This window comes from Geobacter sp. OR-1 (assembly GCF_000813145.1).
Taxonomy (GTDB): domain Bacteria; phylum Desulfobacterota; class Desulfuromonadia; order Geobacterales; family DSM-12255; genus Geoanaerobacter.
Window position 1 is genome coordinate 24,668 of record NZ_BAZF01000018.1, and the last position, 15,435, is coordinate 40,102.

Consider the following 15,435-nt stretch of genomic DNA (forward strand, 5'->3'; position numbering starts at 1 on the left):
GTCCCTCCTTAATAAAGGATGTTATCCCTTAACTTTTGCGACTATTTCTTCTGAAACAGATTTAGGAACCTGCTCATAGTGATCAAACGTCATCGTATATGTTGCACGGCCCTGCGTTGCAGAGCGTACGTCGGTTGCATAACCAAACATCTGTGCCAAGGGAACCATTGCTGCGACAACTTGAGCACCGGCACGGCTCTCCATGCCCATAATCCTGCCACGTCTTGAGTTCAGGTCACCAATGACTTCACCCATGTATTCTTCCGGAACAACGACCTCAACAGACATAATCGGCTCAAGAAGGACAGGTGACGCCTTTTGGCACCCTTCCTTGAAACCCATGGAGCCGGCAATCTTGAATGCCATCTCCGAAGAGTCAACTTCATGGTATGAACCATCAATAAGGGTTACCTTGACATCGACAACAGGAAATCCGGCCATCACGCCACTCTCGGTGGCCTCCTGAATACCCTTGTCAACGGCAGGAATATATTCGCGCGGCACGACACCGCCCTTGATAGCGTCAACAAATTCATAACCCTTACCCGGTTCCTGCGGCTCAACTTCAAGCCATACATGGCCATACTGACCGCGACCACCAGACTGCCTTACAAACTTGCCCTCTACTTTGACTTTCTTGCTTATGGTTTCACGGTAAGCAACTTGAGGCTTGCCAACGCTAGCCTCAACCTTGAACTCGCGCATGAGACGGTCAACAATAATCTCAAGATGCAATTCACCCATCCCGGAAATGATTGTCTGACCAGTTTCCTCGTCAGTCTTGATTCGGAAGGAGGGATCTTCACTAGCAAGCTTAGCCAGACTTGCACCGAGTTTATCCTGATCAGCCTTAGTCTTTGGCTCAATTGCAATATGAATAACCGGCTCAGGGAATTCGATCGACTCAAGAATTACGGCATGATCTTCAGGGCAAAGAGTATCGCCAGTAGTCGTATACTTCAGACCGACTGCTGCGGCAATATCGCCGGCATACACTTCCTTGATCTCTTCACGCTTATTCGCATGCATTTTCAAGATACGGCCGATTCGCTCTTTTTTCCCTTTAGTCGAATTATATATATATGAACCAGATGAAAGGGTGCCGGAATACACACGGAAGAAACAAAGCTGGCCAACGAACGGGTCGGTCATAATCTTGAACGCAAGAGCTGCAAACGGTTCGGCATCAGAGGCATTACGCTCGATTTCTGCCTCAGTGTCAGCATCAATGCCCTTGATTGCAGGGATATCCAAAGGAGACGGGAGGTAATCCACAACCGCGTCAAGGAGTGGCTGAACGCCTTTATTCTTAAATGATGACCCGCAGATAACAGGGCATATCTTAATATCGATAGTCGACTTACGGATTGCAGCCTTTATTTCATCAATGGTAAGCTCTTCACCACCGAGATATTTTTCCATAAGAACATCATCATGGCTTGAAACCTCCTCAACAAGCTTCTCACGATATTCCTGAGCCAGATCGAGCAGATCGCCCGTAAGCTCCTCTTCGTGAAAGCTTGCACCCAGAGACTCCTCATCCCAAACGATTGCTTTCATTCTAACAAGATCAACAATACCCTTGAAAGTATCTTCTGAACCAATCGGAAGCTGAATCGGAACCGGGTTAGCCTTGAGCCGGTCCTTTATCATGTTAATGCCACGGAAAAAGTCCGCACCCACACGGTCCATCTTGTTAATAAAAGCTATACGCGGAACCCTGTATTTATCGGCCTGACGCCATACCGTCTCAGACTGCGGCTCAACACCACCAACAGAACAAAATACCGCTACCGACCCGTCAAGCACCCTCAACGAGCGCTCTACCTCAATAGTGAAGTCAACATGACCAGGCGTGTCGATTATATTGATGCGATGATCGTCCCAAGTACAGGTCGTAGCTGCAGAGGTAATAGTAATACCCCTCTCCTGCTCCTGCTCCATCCAATCCATGGTTGCAGTACCATCATGCACTTCGCCAATCTTATGAGAAACCCCGGTATAATAGAGTATTCGCTCAGTTGTTGTGGTTTTTCCAGCATCAATATGGGCCATAATGCCGATATTGCGTGTATTTTCAAGTGATACCAAACGTGCCACGAAATTCCTCCAAAATCTCTGCTATATATAAACTACCAGCGGTAGTGCGCAAATGCCCTGTTGGCTTCCGCCATCTTGTGAGTGTCTTCACGCTTCTTCACCGCAGCCCCGCGGTTGTTATAGGCATCGAGAATCTCACCAGCCAGCTTGTCCGTTGCCGTCTTTTCAGACCTTGCGTTTGCATAACGAGCAAGCCAGCGCATCGCGAGAGAATTCCGGCGATCAGTCCTTACCTCAACTGGCACCTGATATGTGGACCCGCCAACTCTTCTCGACTTGACTTCCAAGGTCGGCTTGACATTGTCAAGCGCCTTCTTGAGAACCTTTAGCGCATCTTCATTCGCACGCTGAGCCACCAGATCAAGAGCTGCGTACAACGCACGCTCAGCCGTACTTTTCTTCCCATCACTCATTATAATATTAACGAACTTGGCAACAGTCCGGTCATTATACTTCGGATCCGGCAAAATAACGCGCTTAGCCACTTCTCTTCTTCTTGGCATACAAACCTCTCGAATAGTTCTAAATAAAACAGCTTTTATTTAGGCCTTTTTGCCCCGTACTTGGATCGACTCTTTTTCCTGTCTTTTACCCCAACCGAATCCAGGGTTCCACGCACAATATGATAACGCACACCCGGAAGGTCCTTAACCCTACCACCCCTTATCAGAACAACCGAGTGCTCCTGAAGGTTATGGCCGACCCCCGGAATATAAGAAGTCACCTCTATCCCATTTGTAAGACGAACCCTTGCAACCTTCCGCAACGCAGAGTTCGGCTTCTTCGGGGTCGTCGTATAAACCCTAGTACAAACCCCACGCTTTTGCGGACAACACTTAAGCGCCGGAGCAGTGGACTTGTCTTTTTTACTCGCCCTTCCAATTCGAATCAGCTGATTAATCGTCGGCATAATTTACTCGATCTCCCAACAATATTGATCCCAACGCTTCCGCAAAGAAGCGAATCGACAACCTAACAGATTCCATCAAGCAATGTCAATTCTTTTTATCCAAAAAGCAGAAAAAATTACTTTGATCCGCCGCAATGCGCGGACAATTCCAACCAATGGACTTTTCCAGAGCTGCACACTCACCGCGAACGAATTAATCGGTGGGAGAATGGAATAGGTGTAGGGCCGGAATTACTACCGGCATCTCCATTCAATGCTATTTACGTAATACTAAATAGCGGTTCGCGGCGTTTATTATCTTAAAGACGGATTTATATAATTCATTACCGCCTGGCTGTCAATGTTTTTTTCTTGTTAGCAGCAAAAAAAAGTCTGGCGCACCACATGTAGCAGTGCGCCAGAGCAAAGTGATACAGCAAGATAAGAGACAATCTATTCTTCTACGGAATCGTCTTCATCATCAATATCATCGATTTCGTCAACGATGACTGCCGCAGGTATAGGCATTTCCGGTAGCCCTTCAGGCTCGTCCAATTGCATCTTTAGATGACGATAGCGCGCAAGACCAGTCCCCGCCGGTATCAAACGGCCCATAATTACGTTCTCTTTAAGCCCGCGCAAGCTGTCAACCTTGCCTTCAATTGCTGCCTGAGTAAGTACCTTTGTGGTTTCCTGGAACGACGCAGCAGATATGAATGACTCGGTCGACAAGGAAGCCTTTGTAATGCCCAAGAGTAAAGGTTCTGCAATTGCAGGCCTGCCCCCCTTATCAAGCACCCTTTCGTTCTCCTCCTCAAACACGAATCTTTCCAGCTGATCGTCTACCAGCATGGTGGTATCGCCAGCATCCTTAACCCTTACGCGGCGCAACATCTGCCGAACTATTGTCTCGATATGCTTATCGTTTATCTTAACGCCCTGGAGTCGGTACACTTCCTGAACCTCGTCCACCAGGTATTTGGCAAGTTCCTTAAGGCCAAGCACCCTTAGAATATCGTGTGGGTTGGAGGAGCCATCCATAAGCGGCTCGCCGGCCCTTACGTGGTCGCCTTCATGGACGCTTATATGCTTGCCCTTCGGGATGAGATATTCCTTTTCCTCGCCAATATCGGGCCGGACAACAACCTTTCTCTTCCCTTTGGCGTCCTTGCCGAAAGACACGACCCCGTCGATTTCAGAAATCACTGCGAAATCCTTTGGCTTTCGTGCCTCAAACAGCTCGGCAACCCGAGGCAGACCACCGGTGATATCCTTGGTCTTGGTGGTCTCGCGAGGGATCTTGGCAATGACATCACCGGCATTGACAAAAGACTCGTCCTGGACCGAAATATTTGCTCCCTGAGGAAGGAAATAACGCCCCATGGTGCTTTCGCCGACCTTTGCCGTCTTGCCGGTTTCATCTTTAATCGTGATACGAGGCCTCTTGTCGGCGTCACGCGACTCGATGATGACCTTTCTGGAAAGACCTGTTACTTCGTCGACCTGCTCTTCCATTGTAACGCCTTCGACGATGTCACCGAATTTTATCTTACCGGCAACTTCAGTAAGAATTGGCATCGTGTAAGGGTCCCATTCGGCAAGCGTTTGGCCGGGTTTGACCATTTCGTCCTGCTTAAGTTTGATCTTTGCGCCATAAACTACCGAGTATCGTTCTCTCTCGCGTCCGGTCTCATCAACCACGGCAATTTCGCCGTTTCGGTTCATTACTATATTGTTCTTAATGACGACGTCACCGTCACGCTCTTCGTTAACAACCGAGTTGATATTGATATACTTGACCCGACCTTCTGTCCTGGCTTCGAGAGAGGTCTGTTCAGCACGACGGGATGCAGTCCCGCCGATATGGAAGGTTCTCATTGTCAGCTGGGTACCCGGCTCGCCAATGGACTGAGCCGCAATAACACCGACAGCTTCGCCCATATTTACCAGATGGCCACGGGCAAGATCCCGGCCGTAGCACATGGCGCAAATGCCGCGGCGGCTTTCGCAGGTGAGCACAGAGCGTATCTTAACCCGCTCAAGCCCCGCATCTTCGATCTTCTTAACCAGCCCTTCATCAATCTCAGTACCACTTGCGACAAGTACCTCGCCGGTAACGGGGTCAAGAATGTCTTCGAGTGCAACTCGTCCGAGGATTCTATCCCCTATATGCTCGATGATTTCGCCACCTTCGATAAGAGCAGAAACCATAAGGCCATCGATAGTGCCGCAATCAGGTTCGGTGATTATTGCATCTTGGGCAACGTCGACAAGCCGACGGGTCAGGTATCCCGAGTTCGCGGTTTTTAGAGCGGTATCGGCAAGACCCTTTCTGGCCCCGTGAGTCGAGATGAAGTACTGTAGAACCGTCAACCCTTCGCGGAAGTTTGCCGTAATCGGGGTTTCAATGATTTCACCGGAAGGCTTGGCCATAAGCCCCCTCATCCCGGCAAGCTGCCTGATCTGCTGCGCTGAACCTCGGGCTCCCGAATCCGCCATCATGTGAATGGCATTGAAAGAAGTGATTTTCAGTTCCTTCCCGTCGTCCGGGGAGAAAACCGTTTCCTTTGATATATTGTCCAGCATCTCCTTGGCAATATCTTCCGTCGCCTTTGCCCAGATGTCGATTACCTTGTTGTAGCGCTCGCCGTCGGTAATAAGACCTTCGGTATACTGGTTCTGGATTTCTTTAACCTCTTCAGAGGCTCTGTCAATAATTGCATACTTGCCTTCAGGGATCTGCATGTCGTTAATGCAGATGGAAATACCGGCCAATGTCGAGTAACGGAAACCGATTTCCTTGAGGCGGTCAGCAAGAATTACCGTTTCTTTGTTTCCGGCAAGACGGTAACAGACGTCAACAAGGTTGGACAGTTCCTTCTTGGACATGGTCTTGTTTATTGTGCTGAACGGCACCGCTGCCGGAAGGATATCCCTGAGAATCACGCGCCCGACTGTTGTTTTTATCCGCTCGGGCTTATCATCGCTGGCAATCAGGTTCTTCATTCTGACTTCGATCGGAGCCTGCAAGTCTACTTCGCCGGCATCAAAAGCGATACGAACCTCTGCCGGAGAGGAGAAAATCTTCCCAAAGCCCTTTACTCGCTGCCATACTTCGTTTCCGGTCTTCTTATCGATTTTCGGTTTACCGTTTTCGTCCAGAACCCTCTCGAACTCCTTGTCCCTGGTCATATGATACGTTCCCAGAACCATGTCCTGTGATGGAACAATAATCGGCTTACCATGGGCCGGTGAGAGGATGTTGTTGGTGGACATCATGAGGACGCGGGCTTCAACCTGGCTTTCAATGGAAAGCGGGAGATGGACAGCCATCTGGTCGCCGTCAAAGTCGGCGTTAAAGGCAGTACAAACCAGCGGATGCAGCTGAATCGCCTTCCCTTCGATCAAAACAGGCTCGAATGCCTGGATGCCAAGCCGGTGCAGAGTCGGAGCGCGGTTAAGCAATACAGGGTGCTCCTTGATGACCTCCTCGAGAACGTCCCAGACCTCTGGACGCTCCTTTTCAACCATCTTCTTTGCACTCTTTATTGTTGTAACATAGCCGCGCTCTTCCAATTTATTGTAAATAAAGGGCTTAAACAGCTCCAAAGCCATTTTCTTCGGCAAGCCGCACTGGTGAAGCTTCAATTCCGGGCCGACAACAATAACCGAACGTCCGGAATAGTCGACTCGCGTACCGAGAAGGTTCTGCCGGAAACGACCCGACTTCCCTTTGAGCATATCAGACAGTGACTTAAGGGGGCGCTTGTTGGGGCCAGCAATCGCACGGCCACGGCGACCGTTATCGAAAAGGGCATCAACAGCTTCCTGCAACATCCGCTTTTCGTTTCTTATGATCACCTCCGGAGCCTGCAGCTCCATCAGGCGCTTGAGACGGTTGTTACGGTTAATAACCCGACGGTAAAGATCGTTAAGGTCCGAAGTGGCAAAACGCCCGCCATCCAGAGGCACCAACGGCCGCAACTCCGGAGGAAGAACCGGGATACACTCAAGGATCATCCATTCCGGACGGTTGCCGGAAACCTTGAACGCTTCCACAACCTTGAGTCTTTTGGCCACCTTTTTCCGTTTTGCCTCGCTGTTGGCCTCCTGCATTTCCAGTCTGAGGCTATCAGCAAGGCCATCGAGATCGAGAGATCTCAGGCAATCCCGAATGGCAGCAGCTCCCATTCCGGCAGTAAAGCTGTTGCCAAGGTCATCAAAGGCCTTTTGGTATTGGTCCTCTGACATTACATCGCCAAAAGAAAGCGTTGTGGTGCCCGGATCGATAACAACATATGCCTCAAAGTAAAGAACTCTTTCGAGGTCTTTCAAGGTCATGTCCAGCAGGTTACCGATCCTTGAAGGAAGCGACTTCAGGAACCAGATGTGAGCAACCGGTGTGGCAAGGTCAATGTGGCCCAAACGTTCGCGTCTTACCTTTGACGGGATAACCTCGACGCCACACTTCTCGCAGACAATCCCGCGATGCTTCATCCTTTTATACTTACCGCAGTTGCATTCGTAGTCCTTTGTCGGACCGAATATTTTCGCGCAGAAAAGACCGTCACGTTCCGGCTTGAATGTCCGGTAATTGATGGTTTCCGGCTTCTTTACCTCTCCAAAAGACCGCTCGCGGATCTTCTCGGGAGAAGAGATGGATATCCGTATTGCCGAAAAGTGCAAAGGGTCCTTCGGTTTATCAAAAAAATTAAAGAGATCGTCCAATGTAAAGCCTCCTTATAGTGAGGAGTTTATCCTGCAGACGACGCGGTCGTAGCGCGTCAGTATATTCAGGCAGATCACTCGTCTTCGTTCTCGAGCAGTTCAACGTCCAGACAAAGGGACTGAAGCTCCTTGATCAAAACGTTAAATGACTCCGGCAATCCAGGCTCAAGGGTATGTTTACCCTTGACAATAGCCTCGTACATCCGGGTTCGGCCTGCCACGTCGTCAGACTTGACAGTAAGGAACTCCTGAAGTGCATAGGCTGCCCCGTAAGCCTCCATGGCCCAGACTTCCATTTCCCCCAGACGCTGGCCGCCGAATTGCGCCTTACCGCCGAGAGGCTGTTGGGTAACAAGGCTGTACGGACCGATTGACCGGGCGTGAATCTTGTCATCGACCAAGTGATGGAGCTTAAGGACATACATAACGCCAACCGTGACCTTATGCTTGAACGAGTCTCCGGTTTTGCCGTCATACAGAGTAACCTGGGCAGAGCTATCGAAGCCGGCTTTCTTGAGCATTCCCTGGATATTCTCTTCAGTGGCGCCCTCAAAAACCGATGATGCCATCGGCACGCCGCGCTTCAATCTTTTCGCGACATTGTGCAGTTCATCTTCTTCCAGTGAATCGATGAACTTGTTCATGTCCTTGTCGGTGTAGACATCCTTGATTGCCTTCTTTATGGCCTCGGCAGGAGAGTTCTTTTCCAGCAGCTCTTCTATTTTCCAACCGATCCCTTTAGCGGCCCACCCAAGATGGGTTTCCAGAATCTGTCCCACGTTCATACGTGAAGGAACGCCGAGGGGGTTCAAAACGACCTCGACCGGACGGCCATCTTCCATATATGGCATATCCTCTTCCGGAAGGATTCGGGAAACGACACCCTTGTTACCGTGACGCCCTGCCATCTTGTCACCGACCTGCAGCTTGCGCTTGATGGCAATATAAACCTTTACCATCTTGATGACGCCCGGAGGGAGGTCATCGCCACGCTTCAGCTTCTGGATCTTATCGTCAAAAACGTACCTGATCAAATCGATCTTCTGATAAAGATTCGACAGGAGTTGCGATACCTTGTCTTCGACATCGTCGCCATCGCTGACTGATATCTCATCCCACCTTTCGAGCGGAATGGTTCCGAGCAGCTCATCGGTGATCTTCTTGTCCTTGGCAAGCAGAATCTTGCCATCTTTTCCCTCTATCTTGACTGCCGATGTCCTGCCTACGAGAAGCCTTTTGAGTTTCCCGAGTGCGGAATCACGAATGATACGAATTTCGTCCTGTTCATCCTTGCGGAGCTTCTCCTCCTCGGCCCGTTCAATGATCTCTGTTCTGGCATCCTTGTCAGAGCCTTTACGGGAGAAGATCTTGGCCCCGATAACCGTGCCTTCCACGCCTGGCGGAACGCGAAGTGATGTGTCCCTGACATCGCCGGCCTTTTCTCCGAAAATTGCGCGCAAAAGTTTTTCTTCCGGAGACAGCTGAGTTTCACCTTTTGGGGTGATCTTGCCGACCAGGATGTCTCCCGGCTTGACCTCAGCACCGATACGAATAATCCCTGATTCATCCAGGTCCTTGAGAGTCTCCTCGCCAAGGTTCGGTATATCGGCAGTGATCTCTTCCTTGCCCAGCTTGGTGTCCCGGGCAACACACTCGAACTCTTCAATATGAATCGAGGTATAACGGTCATCCTTGACCAGCTTTTCCGAGATAAGAATGGAGTCCTCGAAATTGTAACCACCCCACGGCATGAACGCGACTACAATATTCTGGCCGAGAGCCAACTCTCCCATGTCTGTAGAAGGTCCGTCAGCAATTACGTCGCTTCGCTTGACATGATCTCCGACCTTGACCACCGGACGCTGGTTGATGCAGGTGTTCTGATTGGATCGGGCAAACTTGATCAGGTTGTAAATGTCAACGCCGGTGCCCATCTCATCGAATTCATCGTCATCGATCTTGACAACGATCCTGGAAGCATCGACCGACTCGACAACGCCGTTGTGGCGGGCAACAACCGAAACACCGGAATCACGCGCAACAACCCGCTCCATGCCGGTACCGACGAGCGGCGAATCGGCACGCAGCAACGGAACCGCCTGGCGCTGCATGTTGGATCCCATCAAGGCCCGGTTGGCGTCGTCGTTCTCAAGGAACGGGATCAGTGATGCGGCAACGGAAACCAGCTGCATTGGAGCCACGTCCATCAACTCGATCTCATCGCGTCCCACCAGGACAAACTCGCCGGATTTTCTGGCCGATACATAGTCGGCCTCAAAACGACCGTCCTTATCCATCTCGGCATTTGCCTGGGCAATGGCATGACCTTCTTCTTCCAAGGCGGAGAAGAAGCGGACTTCGTTGGTAACCTTGCCTTCCTTTACTATCCGGTACGGAGTCTCAACGAAACCATGTTCATTGATCCGTGCATAAGTGGAAAGCGAGGCGATAAGACCGATGTTCGGTCCTTCCGGGGTTTCAATCGGACAGACTCGACCGTAGTGGGTCGGATGAACGTCTCGAACCTCGAAGCCAGCACGTTCACGGGTCAGGCCCCCAGGTCCCAGGGCCGACAGACGCCGCTTGTGAGTAACCTCGGAAAGCGGGTTGGTCTGGTCCATAAACTGCGACAGCTGGGAGGAGCCGAAAAACTCCTTCACAACTGCAGATACCGGCTTGGAGTTAATGAGATCGTGCGGCATGAGGTTCTCGACCTCCTGCAGACTCATCCTCTCTTTAATTGCCCGTTCCATCCTGACCAGTCCGATGCGGTACTGGTTCTCCAGCAGTTCACCGACAGCACGAACGCGACGATTCCCGAGATGATCGATATCATCGATATTCCCTTTGCCGTTCTTCAGGTCAATCAGGTACCGGACTACCTCAAGCACATCCTCTTTGGTAAGCACCTGGCAATCAAGCGGGGTGGTGAGACCCAGTTTGTGATTGAGTTTGAGCCGGCCGACTGCAGAGAGGTCATAGCGCTCCGGATTGAAGAACAGATTGCCGAAAAGCGCCACAGCACTCTTAATCGTAGGAGGATCGCCCGGGCGCAGTCTGCGATAAATCTCAATCAAGGCATCATCAGTCGTCGAAATCTTGTCAATGATGATGGTGTCCCGGAAAGAGGAGGTCGCATGAGTTCCGTCAATGAACAACACCTGGAAAGTCTCTATGCCACGGGCGCGAAGCTCTATCAGCTTCGACTGGGTGATCTCTTCGTTACATTCAATCAGTATCTCGCCGGTAGAAGGGTCGACGATGTCATGGCACGAAAAACGGCCAATGACCTCTTCCTCAGAAATCGGGATCTGGGAAATCTCGTGCTCTTCCATCTTCCTGATCGCTGCTTTGGTAAATTTCCGATTAGCTTTGAGAAGAACCTCGCCACTCTTGGCGTCGACAATATCGCTAGTGGCCTTTTGATTAATCAAAAGCTCTGGATCAGCAGCCTTTGCAAGCCTTTCGCCACTAACAACGATTGATTCGCTACGGTAATAATAATTCAGCAGCTCTTCAGTCGTATAACCAAGTGCCTTAAGAAGAACGGTTGCCGGCATCTTGCGCCGACGGTCGATCCTAACGTAAAGAATATCTTTATGATCAAACTCGAAGTCGAGCCATGACCCGCGGTACGGGATCACGCGAGCCGAATAGAGCACCTTCCCGCTTGAGTGTGTTTTTCCTTTGTCATGATCGTAAAATACGCCTGGTGAACGATGGAGCTGGCTGACGATAACCCGCTCGGTACCGTTAATGATAAAGGTGCCATTATCGGTCATGAGGGGTATTTCGCCGAAATAAACCTCCTGCTCCTTTATGTCCCGGATTGATCTGGCGTTGCTGTCCTTGTTGACGTCCCAGACAACGAGCCTGACCTTCACTTTCATCGGAGCCGCAAATGTCATCCCTCTCTGATGACATTCCTCCACATCGTACTTTGGCGTTCCTAGGGAATATGACACATATTCGAGAGAAGCAGTTTCACTGAAGTCCCTGATCGGGAACACGCTGCGGAACACTGCCTCAAGGCCAAAGTTTTTTCTTGCATCAATTGGCACTTCAAGTTGCAGGAACCGCTTATATGAATTTTTTTGGATGTCAATCAGGTTGGGTATGTCGATAATTTTCTTTATTTTTGCGAAGTTTTTGCGAAGAAGGGGGTTATTCGCGATAGAATACGCCATTAAGGGGTCTCCTTTGTTGCTAGGCTCCAAAAGCGTCAAACACTCTTGGCTGACTACCTGAATCAAGCAATTTCAAGTAGTTGGCGTCACGAAGCACAAGCCCGCCAACAAAATAGAACAGCCAAGGCCGCCTGGAGCGACCTTGGCTAATGCTCAACAATATGGACGACAGTTATTTAACTTCCACTTCAGCGCCAGCTTCAACGAGCTGCTTCTTGGCTTCTTCAGCTTCGTCCTTGGAAACGCCGGTCTTGACAGGCTGAGGAGCACCGTCAACAAGGTCCTTCGCTTCTTTCAGACCAAGGCTGGTAAGAGCGCGCACAACTTTAATGACGTTGATCTTGTTGGCGCCGGCAGCCTTGAGGATTACGTCAAATTCGGTCTTTTCTTCAGCTGCCTCGGCAGCGGCAGCCGGGGCAGCAGCAGCTACAGCAACCGGAGCAGCGGCGGAAACGCCGAATTTTTCTTCAAGTTCTTTTACCATTTCAGCCAGTTCAAGAACGGTCATGCTCTCGATAAACTTAATTACGTCGTCTTTGGTAATAGCCATCGCTATATTTCCTCCATCGTTTGATTTTTAATAAGTTAATTGCCTTCTTTTTGAATGCGGATTGCATTGAGTGCGCGGACAAAACTTCCCGGAACAGCAGCAAGCACGCCAACGAAGTTGGTTGCCGGCGCATTCATCGATCCGAGCATCTTCGCCAAGAGAACCTCTCTGCTGGGCAGATCGGCAAGTGCCTGTATATCGGCAACTGAAATGGATTTCCCAGACAGAACGCCACCTTTGAGCTTAAAGGGGATCTGCTGATCCTTATCAAAGCGAGAGAGAACCTTTGCTGCTGCTACCGGGTCAGAGTAGCTCATGGCTACGGCAGTAGGCCCGGCAAAGTGCTCATTCAATGACAGCTTGTCTGTGTCGCGAACTGCCAGTTCAAGAAGAGTGTTTTTAACAACTTTATACTCTACTTCAGCCTTGCGAAGCTCATTTCTGAGCTCAGTGACCTTGCCGACATCCAGGCCGCGAAAGTCAGCCAGAAAAACAGCTTTTGCACGGTCAAGCTTGTCATGAAGTTCGGCGACAACCTGTTTTTTACTTTCCTTATTCAAGCGCCTTCCTCCTTTCTTTGGGGTTAAGGGTCTTCCGGACCCTTGCCAAAGTCAAGAAGTTACTGCTATTGCAGCTTCATTCTTCCAAGTCTCGGCTGGCTGACCATCATTTAAGTCGAATGGACCCGACACCAGCTGTCTCTGACTTTGGCATGAAAACAATATTTATTTACAGTTGCGATGCAACATCAGCTGCGTCTATGCGTAAACCAGGTCCCATCGTAGTCGAAAGGCTGATCTTTTTAACATAGGTCCCTTTTGCTGCAGAAGGCTTCGCCTTCATCAAGGCATCCAGCAGAGCAAGGATGTTCTCCTGAAGCTTAACGGCATCAAAGGAGACTTTGCCCACCGGTGCATGGATAATCCCGGCCTTCTCAACCCGGAATTCAACCTTACCCGACTTGGACTCGCTAACCGCACGCCCGACGTCAAAGGTGACCGTGCCGACCTTGGGGTTAGGCATAAGACCTCGGGGGCCGAGCAACTTACCGATCTTGCCGACAATACCCATCATATCCGGGGTCGCGATTGCAGTATCGAAATCGAACCAACCCTCCTGGATCTTGGCAACGAGATCTTCGGCACCGACATAATCGGCGCCAGCATCCCTGGCTTCCTTTTCCTTCTCGCCCTTGGCAAAGACCAGTACGCGAACAGTCTTCCCCAAGCCATTCGGGAGAACTACTGCTCCCCTGACCATCTGGTCGGCATGACGCGGGTCAACACCAAGACGTACCGCCAAATCTACAGTTTCATCAAATTTGGCATAAGAGGTATTTTTCAGAAGCTCAACACCCTCTTTGAGAAGATAATTTTTTGCGCGATCAACAGCGGCAAGCGCTGCTTTATGTTTTTTGGCTTTGGTAGGCATTGCGATTCACCCTCTCATTCTTTAGACAATGTCAACGCCCATACTGCGGGCGGTACCTTCTATTGTGCGCATTGCAGCTTCGAGACTTGCTGCATTCAAATCAGGCATTTTCTTCTTGGCAATCTCTTCGACCTGGGCCTTGGTAAGCTTGCCTACCTTGTTCTTGTTGGGAACGCTGGAACCGCTGGCAAGTCCGAGAGCCTTTTTAATCAAGACAGGAGCCGGAGGGGTCTTGGTAATAAAGCTGAACGAACGATCAGCGTATACGGTTATCACAACCGGAGTGATAGTGCCTTCGTCCCCCTGAGTCTTTGCGTTAAACGCCTTGCAAAACTCCATTATGTTGACGCCATGCTGACCCAGCGCCGGTCCGATCGGAGGTGACGGGTTTGCTTTGCCGGCAGGAATTTGCAGTTTGATATATCCGGTAATTTTTTTTGCCATGATCTACTCCTTATTATTCATCTCCTGCTTCAGTGTGCCAAAAATGAGGCAGGCGGCTTCTACTGTTTCTCGACCTGCATAAACTCCAGTTCAACAGGTGTAGCCCTGCCAAAGATACTCACCATTACGCGCAGCTTGGCCTTATCCGGCTTGACGTCTTCCACAACGCCGGAAAAGTTAAGAAAGGGTCCATCTACCACCCGTACGGTTTCACCAACCTCGAACTCAACTTTCGGACGGGGTTTTTCCGCGCCTTCTTCCATCCGCCGGGTAATCTTCTGCACTTCTTCCTCTGGTATCACCATCGGATTATTACCACCGACGAATCCTGTCACCCTAGCGGTTTCCTTTACCGCGTGCCAGGTTTCATCATTAAGCTCCATGTTCACCAGGATATAACCCGGAAAAAACTTGCGAGTAGACGTTCTTTTTTCACCCTTCTTCAACTCAACGACAGTTTCAGACGGGATAAGGATTTCACCAAAAGATTCCTCTAGCCCGAGATTTTTGATCCGCTCTTGAAGCGAGAGCTTGACACGATTCTCGAAACCGGAATATGTATGAACACCGTACCATTTTAGCGGCATAGACAGCTCGTTCCTTTAGGCCAGTATCAGGCGCATAAGCTTGGCAAGAACAACATCACAGGCACCAAGGTACAGGGAAATTATCAAGATTATGGCAACGACCACCCACGTCGTAGCGATTGTTTCCTTTCGGGCCGGCCAAGTAACCTTCTCAAGTTCACCTTTTACTTCTTCAAAAAAGTTTTTTGCATTTGAAAGCACGGGTTACTCCATTCGCATGAACTGAAAGTGGCAGGCCAGGAGGGATTCGAACCCCCAACATCCGGTTTTGGAGACCGGCGCTCTAGCCGTTAGAGCTACTGGCCTGCAAGGCAAAAACAGAACCGCGTACTACTTGGTTTCTTTATGAGGAGTATGCTTGCGGCAGAAGCGGCAGTATTTGCTGAACTCAAGTTTTTCCGGAGTCGTTTTTTTGTTTTTGGTTGTAGTGTAATTTCTCTGCTTGCACTCGGTGCAGGAGAGTGTGATGATATCTCTCATCTCTTGAATCCCTTCACAAAAGGGGATGCGGGGAGAAAA

General features: G+C 50.2%; 12 protein-coding genes and 1 tRNA gene. All 13 read right to left on the reverse strand.

Features of this window, described 5'->3' with window-relative positions:
* Positions 1-21: 21 nt before the first annotated feature.
* A complete protein-coding gene (gene fusA, locus OR1_RS15965) occupies positions 22-2,100 on the reverse strand; it encodes an elongation factor G (RefSeq protein WP_041972949.1) in 2,079 nt (692 codons plus the stop codon).
* A 32-nt stretch (positions 2,101-2,132) separates the two neighbouring features.
* The gene (rpsG, locus tag OR1_RS15970; RefSeq protein WP_041972950.1) at positions 2,133-2,603 is read right to left on the reverse strand and encodes a 30S ribosomal protein S7; all 471 of its coding nucleotides are present in this window, start codon (positions 2,601-2,603) and stop codon (positions 2,133-2,135) included.
* Positions 2,604-2,638: 35 nt separating this feature from the next.
* A complete protein-coding gene (rpsL, locus tag OR1_RS15975) occupies positions 2,639-3,010 on the reverse strand; it encodes a 30S ribosomal protein S12 (RefSeq protein ID WP_041972951.1) in 372 nt (123 codons plus the stop codon).
* Positions 3,011-3,442: 432 nt separating this feature from the next.
* On the reverse strand, positions 3,443-7,717 hold the full coding sequence (gene rpoC, locus OR1_RS15980; RefSeq protein WP_041972952.1) for a DNA-directed RNA polymerase subunit beta': 4,275 nt from the start codon (positions 7,715-7,717) through the stop codon (positions 3,443-3,445).
* A 74-nt stretch (positions 7,718-7,791) separates the two neighbouring features.
* A complete protein-coding gene (gene rpoB / locus OR1_RS15985; RefSeq protein ID WP_041972953.1) occupies positions 7,792-11,904 on the reverse strand; it encodes a DNA-directed RNA polymerase subunit beta in 4,113 nt (1,370 codons plus the stop codon).
* Positions 11,905-12,076: 172 nt separating this feature from the next.
* A complete protein-coding gene (gene rplL, locus OR1_RS15990; RefSeq protein WP_041972954.1) occupies positions 12,077-12,454 on the reverse strand; it encodes a 50S ribosomal protein L7/L12 in 378 nt (125 codons plus the stop codon).
* Between the two features lie 35 nt (positions 12,455-12,489).
* On the reverse strand, positions 12,490-13,014 hold the full coding sequence (gene rplJ, locus OR1_RS15995; protein WP_041972955.1) for a 50S ribosomal protein L10: 525 nt from the start codon (positions 13,012-13,014) through the stop codon (positions 12,490-12,492).
* Between the two features lie 169 nt (positions 13,015-13,183).
* Complete coding sequence (rplA, locus tag OR1_RS16000; protein WP_041972956.1) at positions 13,184-13,885, reverse strand: 50S ribosomal protein L1; 702 nt, start codon at positions 13,883-13,885, stop codon at positions 13,184-13,186.
* A 21-nt stretch (positions 13,886-13,906) separates the two neighbouring features.
* The gene (gene rplK / locus OR1_RS16005; protein WP_041972957.1) at positions 13,907-14,329 is read right to left on the reverse strand and encodes a 50S ribosomal protein L11; all 423 of its coding nucleotides are present in this window, start codon (positions 14,327-14,329) and stop codon (positions 13,907-13,909) included.
* Between the two features lie 59 nt (positions 14,330-14,388).
* Positions 14,389-14,916: a transcription termination/antitermination protein NusG gene (gene nusG / locus OR1_RS16010; protein ID WP_041972958.1), complete on the reverse strand. Its 528-nt coding sequence runs from the start codon at positions 14,914-14,916 to the stop codon at positions 14,389-14,391.
* A gap of 15 nt (positions 14,917-14,931) precedes the next feature.
* Positions 14,932-15,117 (reverse strand): preprotein translocase subunit SecE, encoded by a 186-nt coding sequence (secE, locus tag OR1_RS16015; protein WP_041972959.1) that lies wholly within the window; start codon positions 15,115-15,117, stop codon positions 14,932-14,934.
* A 28-nt stretch (positions 15,118-15,145) separates the two neighbouring features.
* A tRNA-Trp gene (locus tag OR1_RS16020) sits at positions 15,146-15,222 on the reverse strand.
* 24 nt (positions 15,223-15,246) lie between these two features.
* Positions 15,247-15,396, reverse strand: a complete 150-nt coding sequence (gene rpmG / locus OR1_RS16025) for a 50S ribosomal protein L33 (protein ID WP_041972961.1) — start codon at positions 15,394-15,396, stop codon at positions 15,247-15,249.
* Positions 15,397-15,435 lie beyond the last annotated feature (39 nt).

Excerpts from the sequence above, each read along its gene's own strand:
- rpmG (WP_041972961.1), bottom strand. The coding sequence starts at position 15,396 with ATGAGAGATATCATCACACTCTCCTGCACCGAGTGCAAGCAGAGAAAT.
- rpoB (WP_041972953.1), bottom strand. The coding sequence starts at position 11,904 with ATGGCGTATTCTATCGCGAATAACCCCCTTCTTCGCAAAAACTTCGCA.
- rpsG (WP_041972950.1), bottom strand. The coding sequence starts at position 2,603 with ATGCCAAGAAGAAGAGAAGTGGCTAAGCGCGTTATTTTGCCGGATCCG.
- rplL (WP_041972954.1), bottom strand. The coding sequence starts at position 12,454 with ATGGCTATTACCAAAGACGACGTAATTAAGTTTATCGAGAGCATGACC.
- nusG (WP_041972958.1), bottom strand. The coding sequence starts at position 14,916 with ATGCCGCTAAAATGGTACGGTGTTCATACATATTCCGGTTTCGAGAAT.
- rplA (WP_041972956.1), bottom strand. The coding sequence starts at position 13,885 with ATGCCTACCAAAGCCAAAAAACATAAAGCAGCGCTTGCCGCTGTTGAT.
- rplK (WP_041972957.1), bottom strand. The coding sequence starts at position 14,329 with ATGGCAAAAAAAATTACCGGATATATCAAACTGCAAATTCCTGCCGGC.
- rpsL (WP_041972951.1), bottom strand. The coding sequence starts at position 3,010 with ATGCCGACGATTAATCAGCTGATTCGAATTGGAAGGGCGAGTAAAAAA.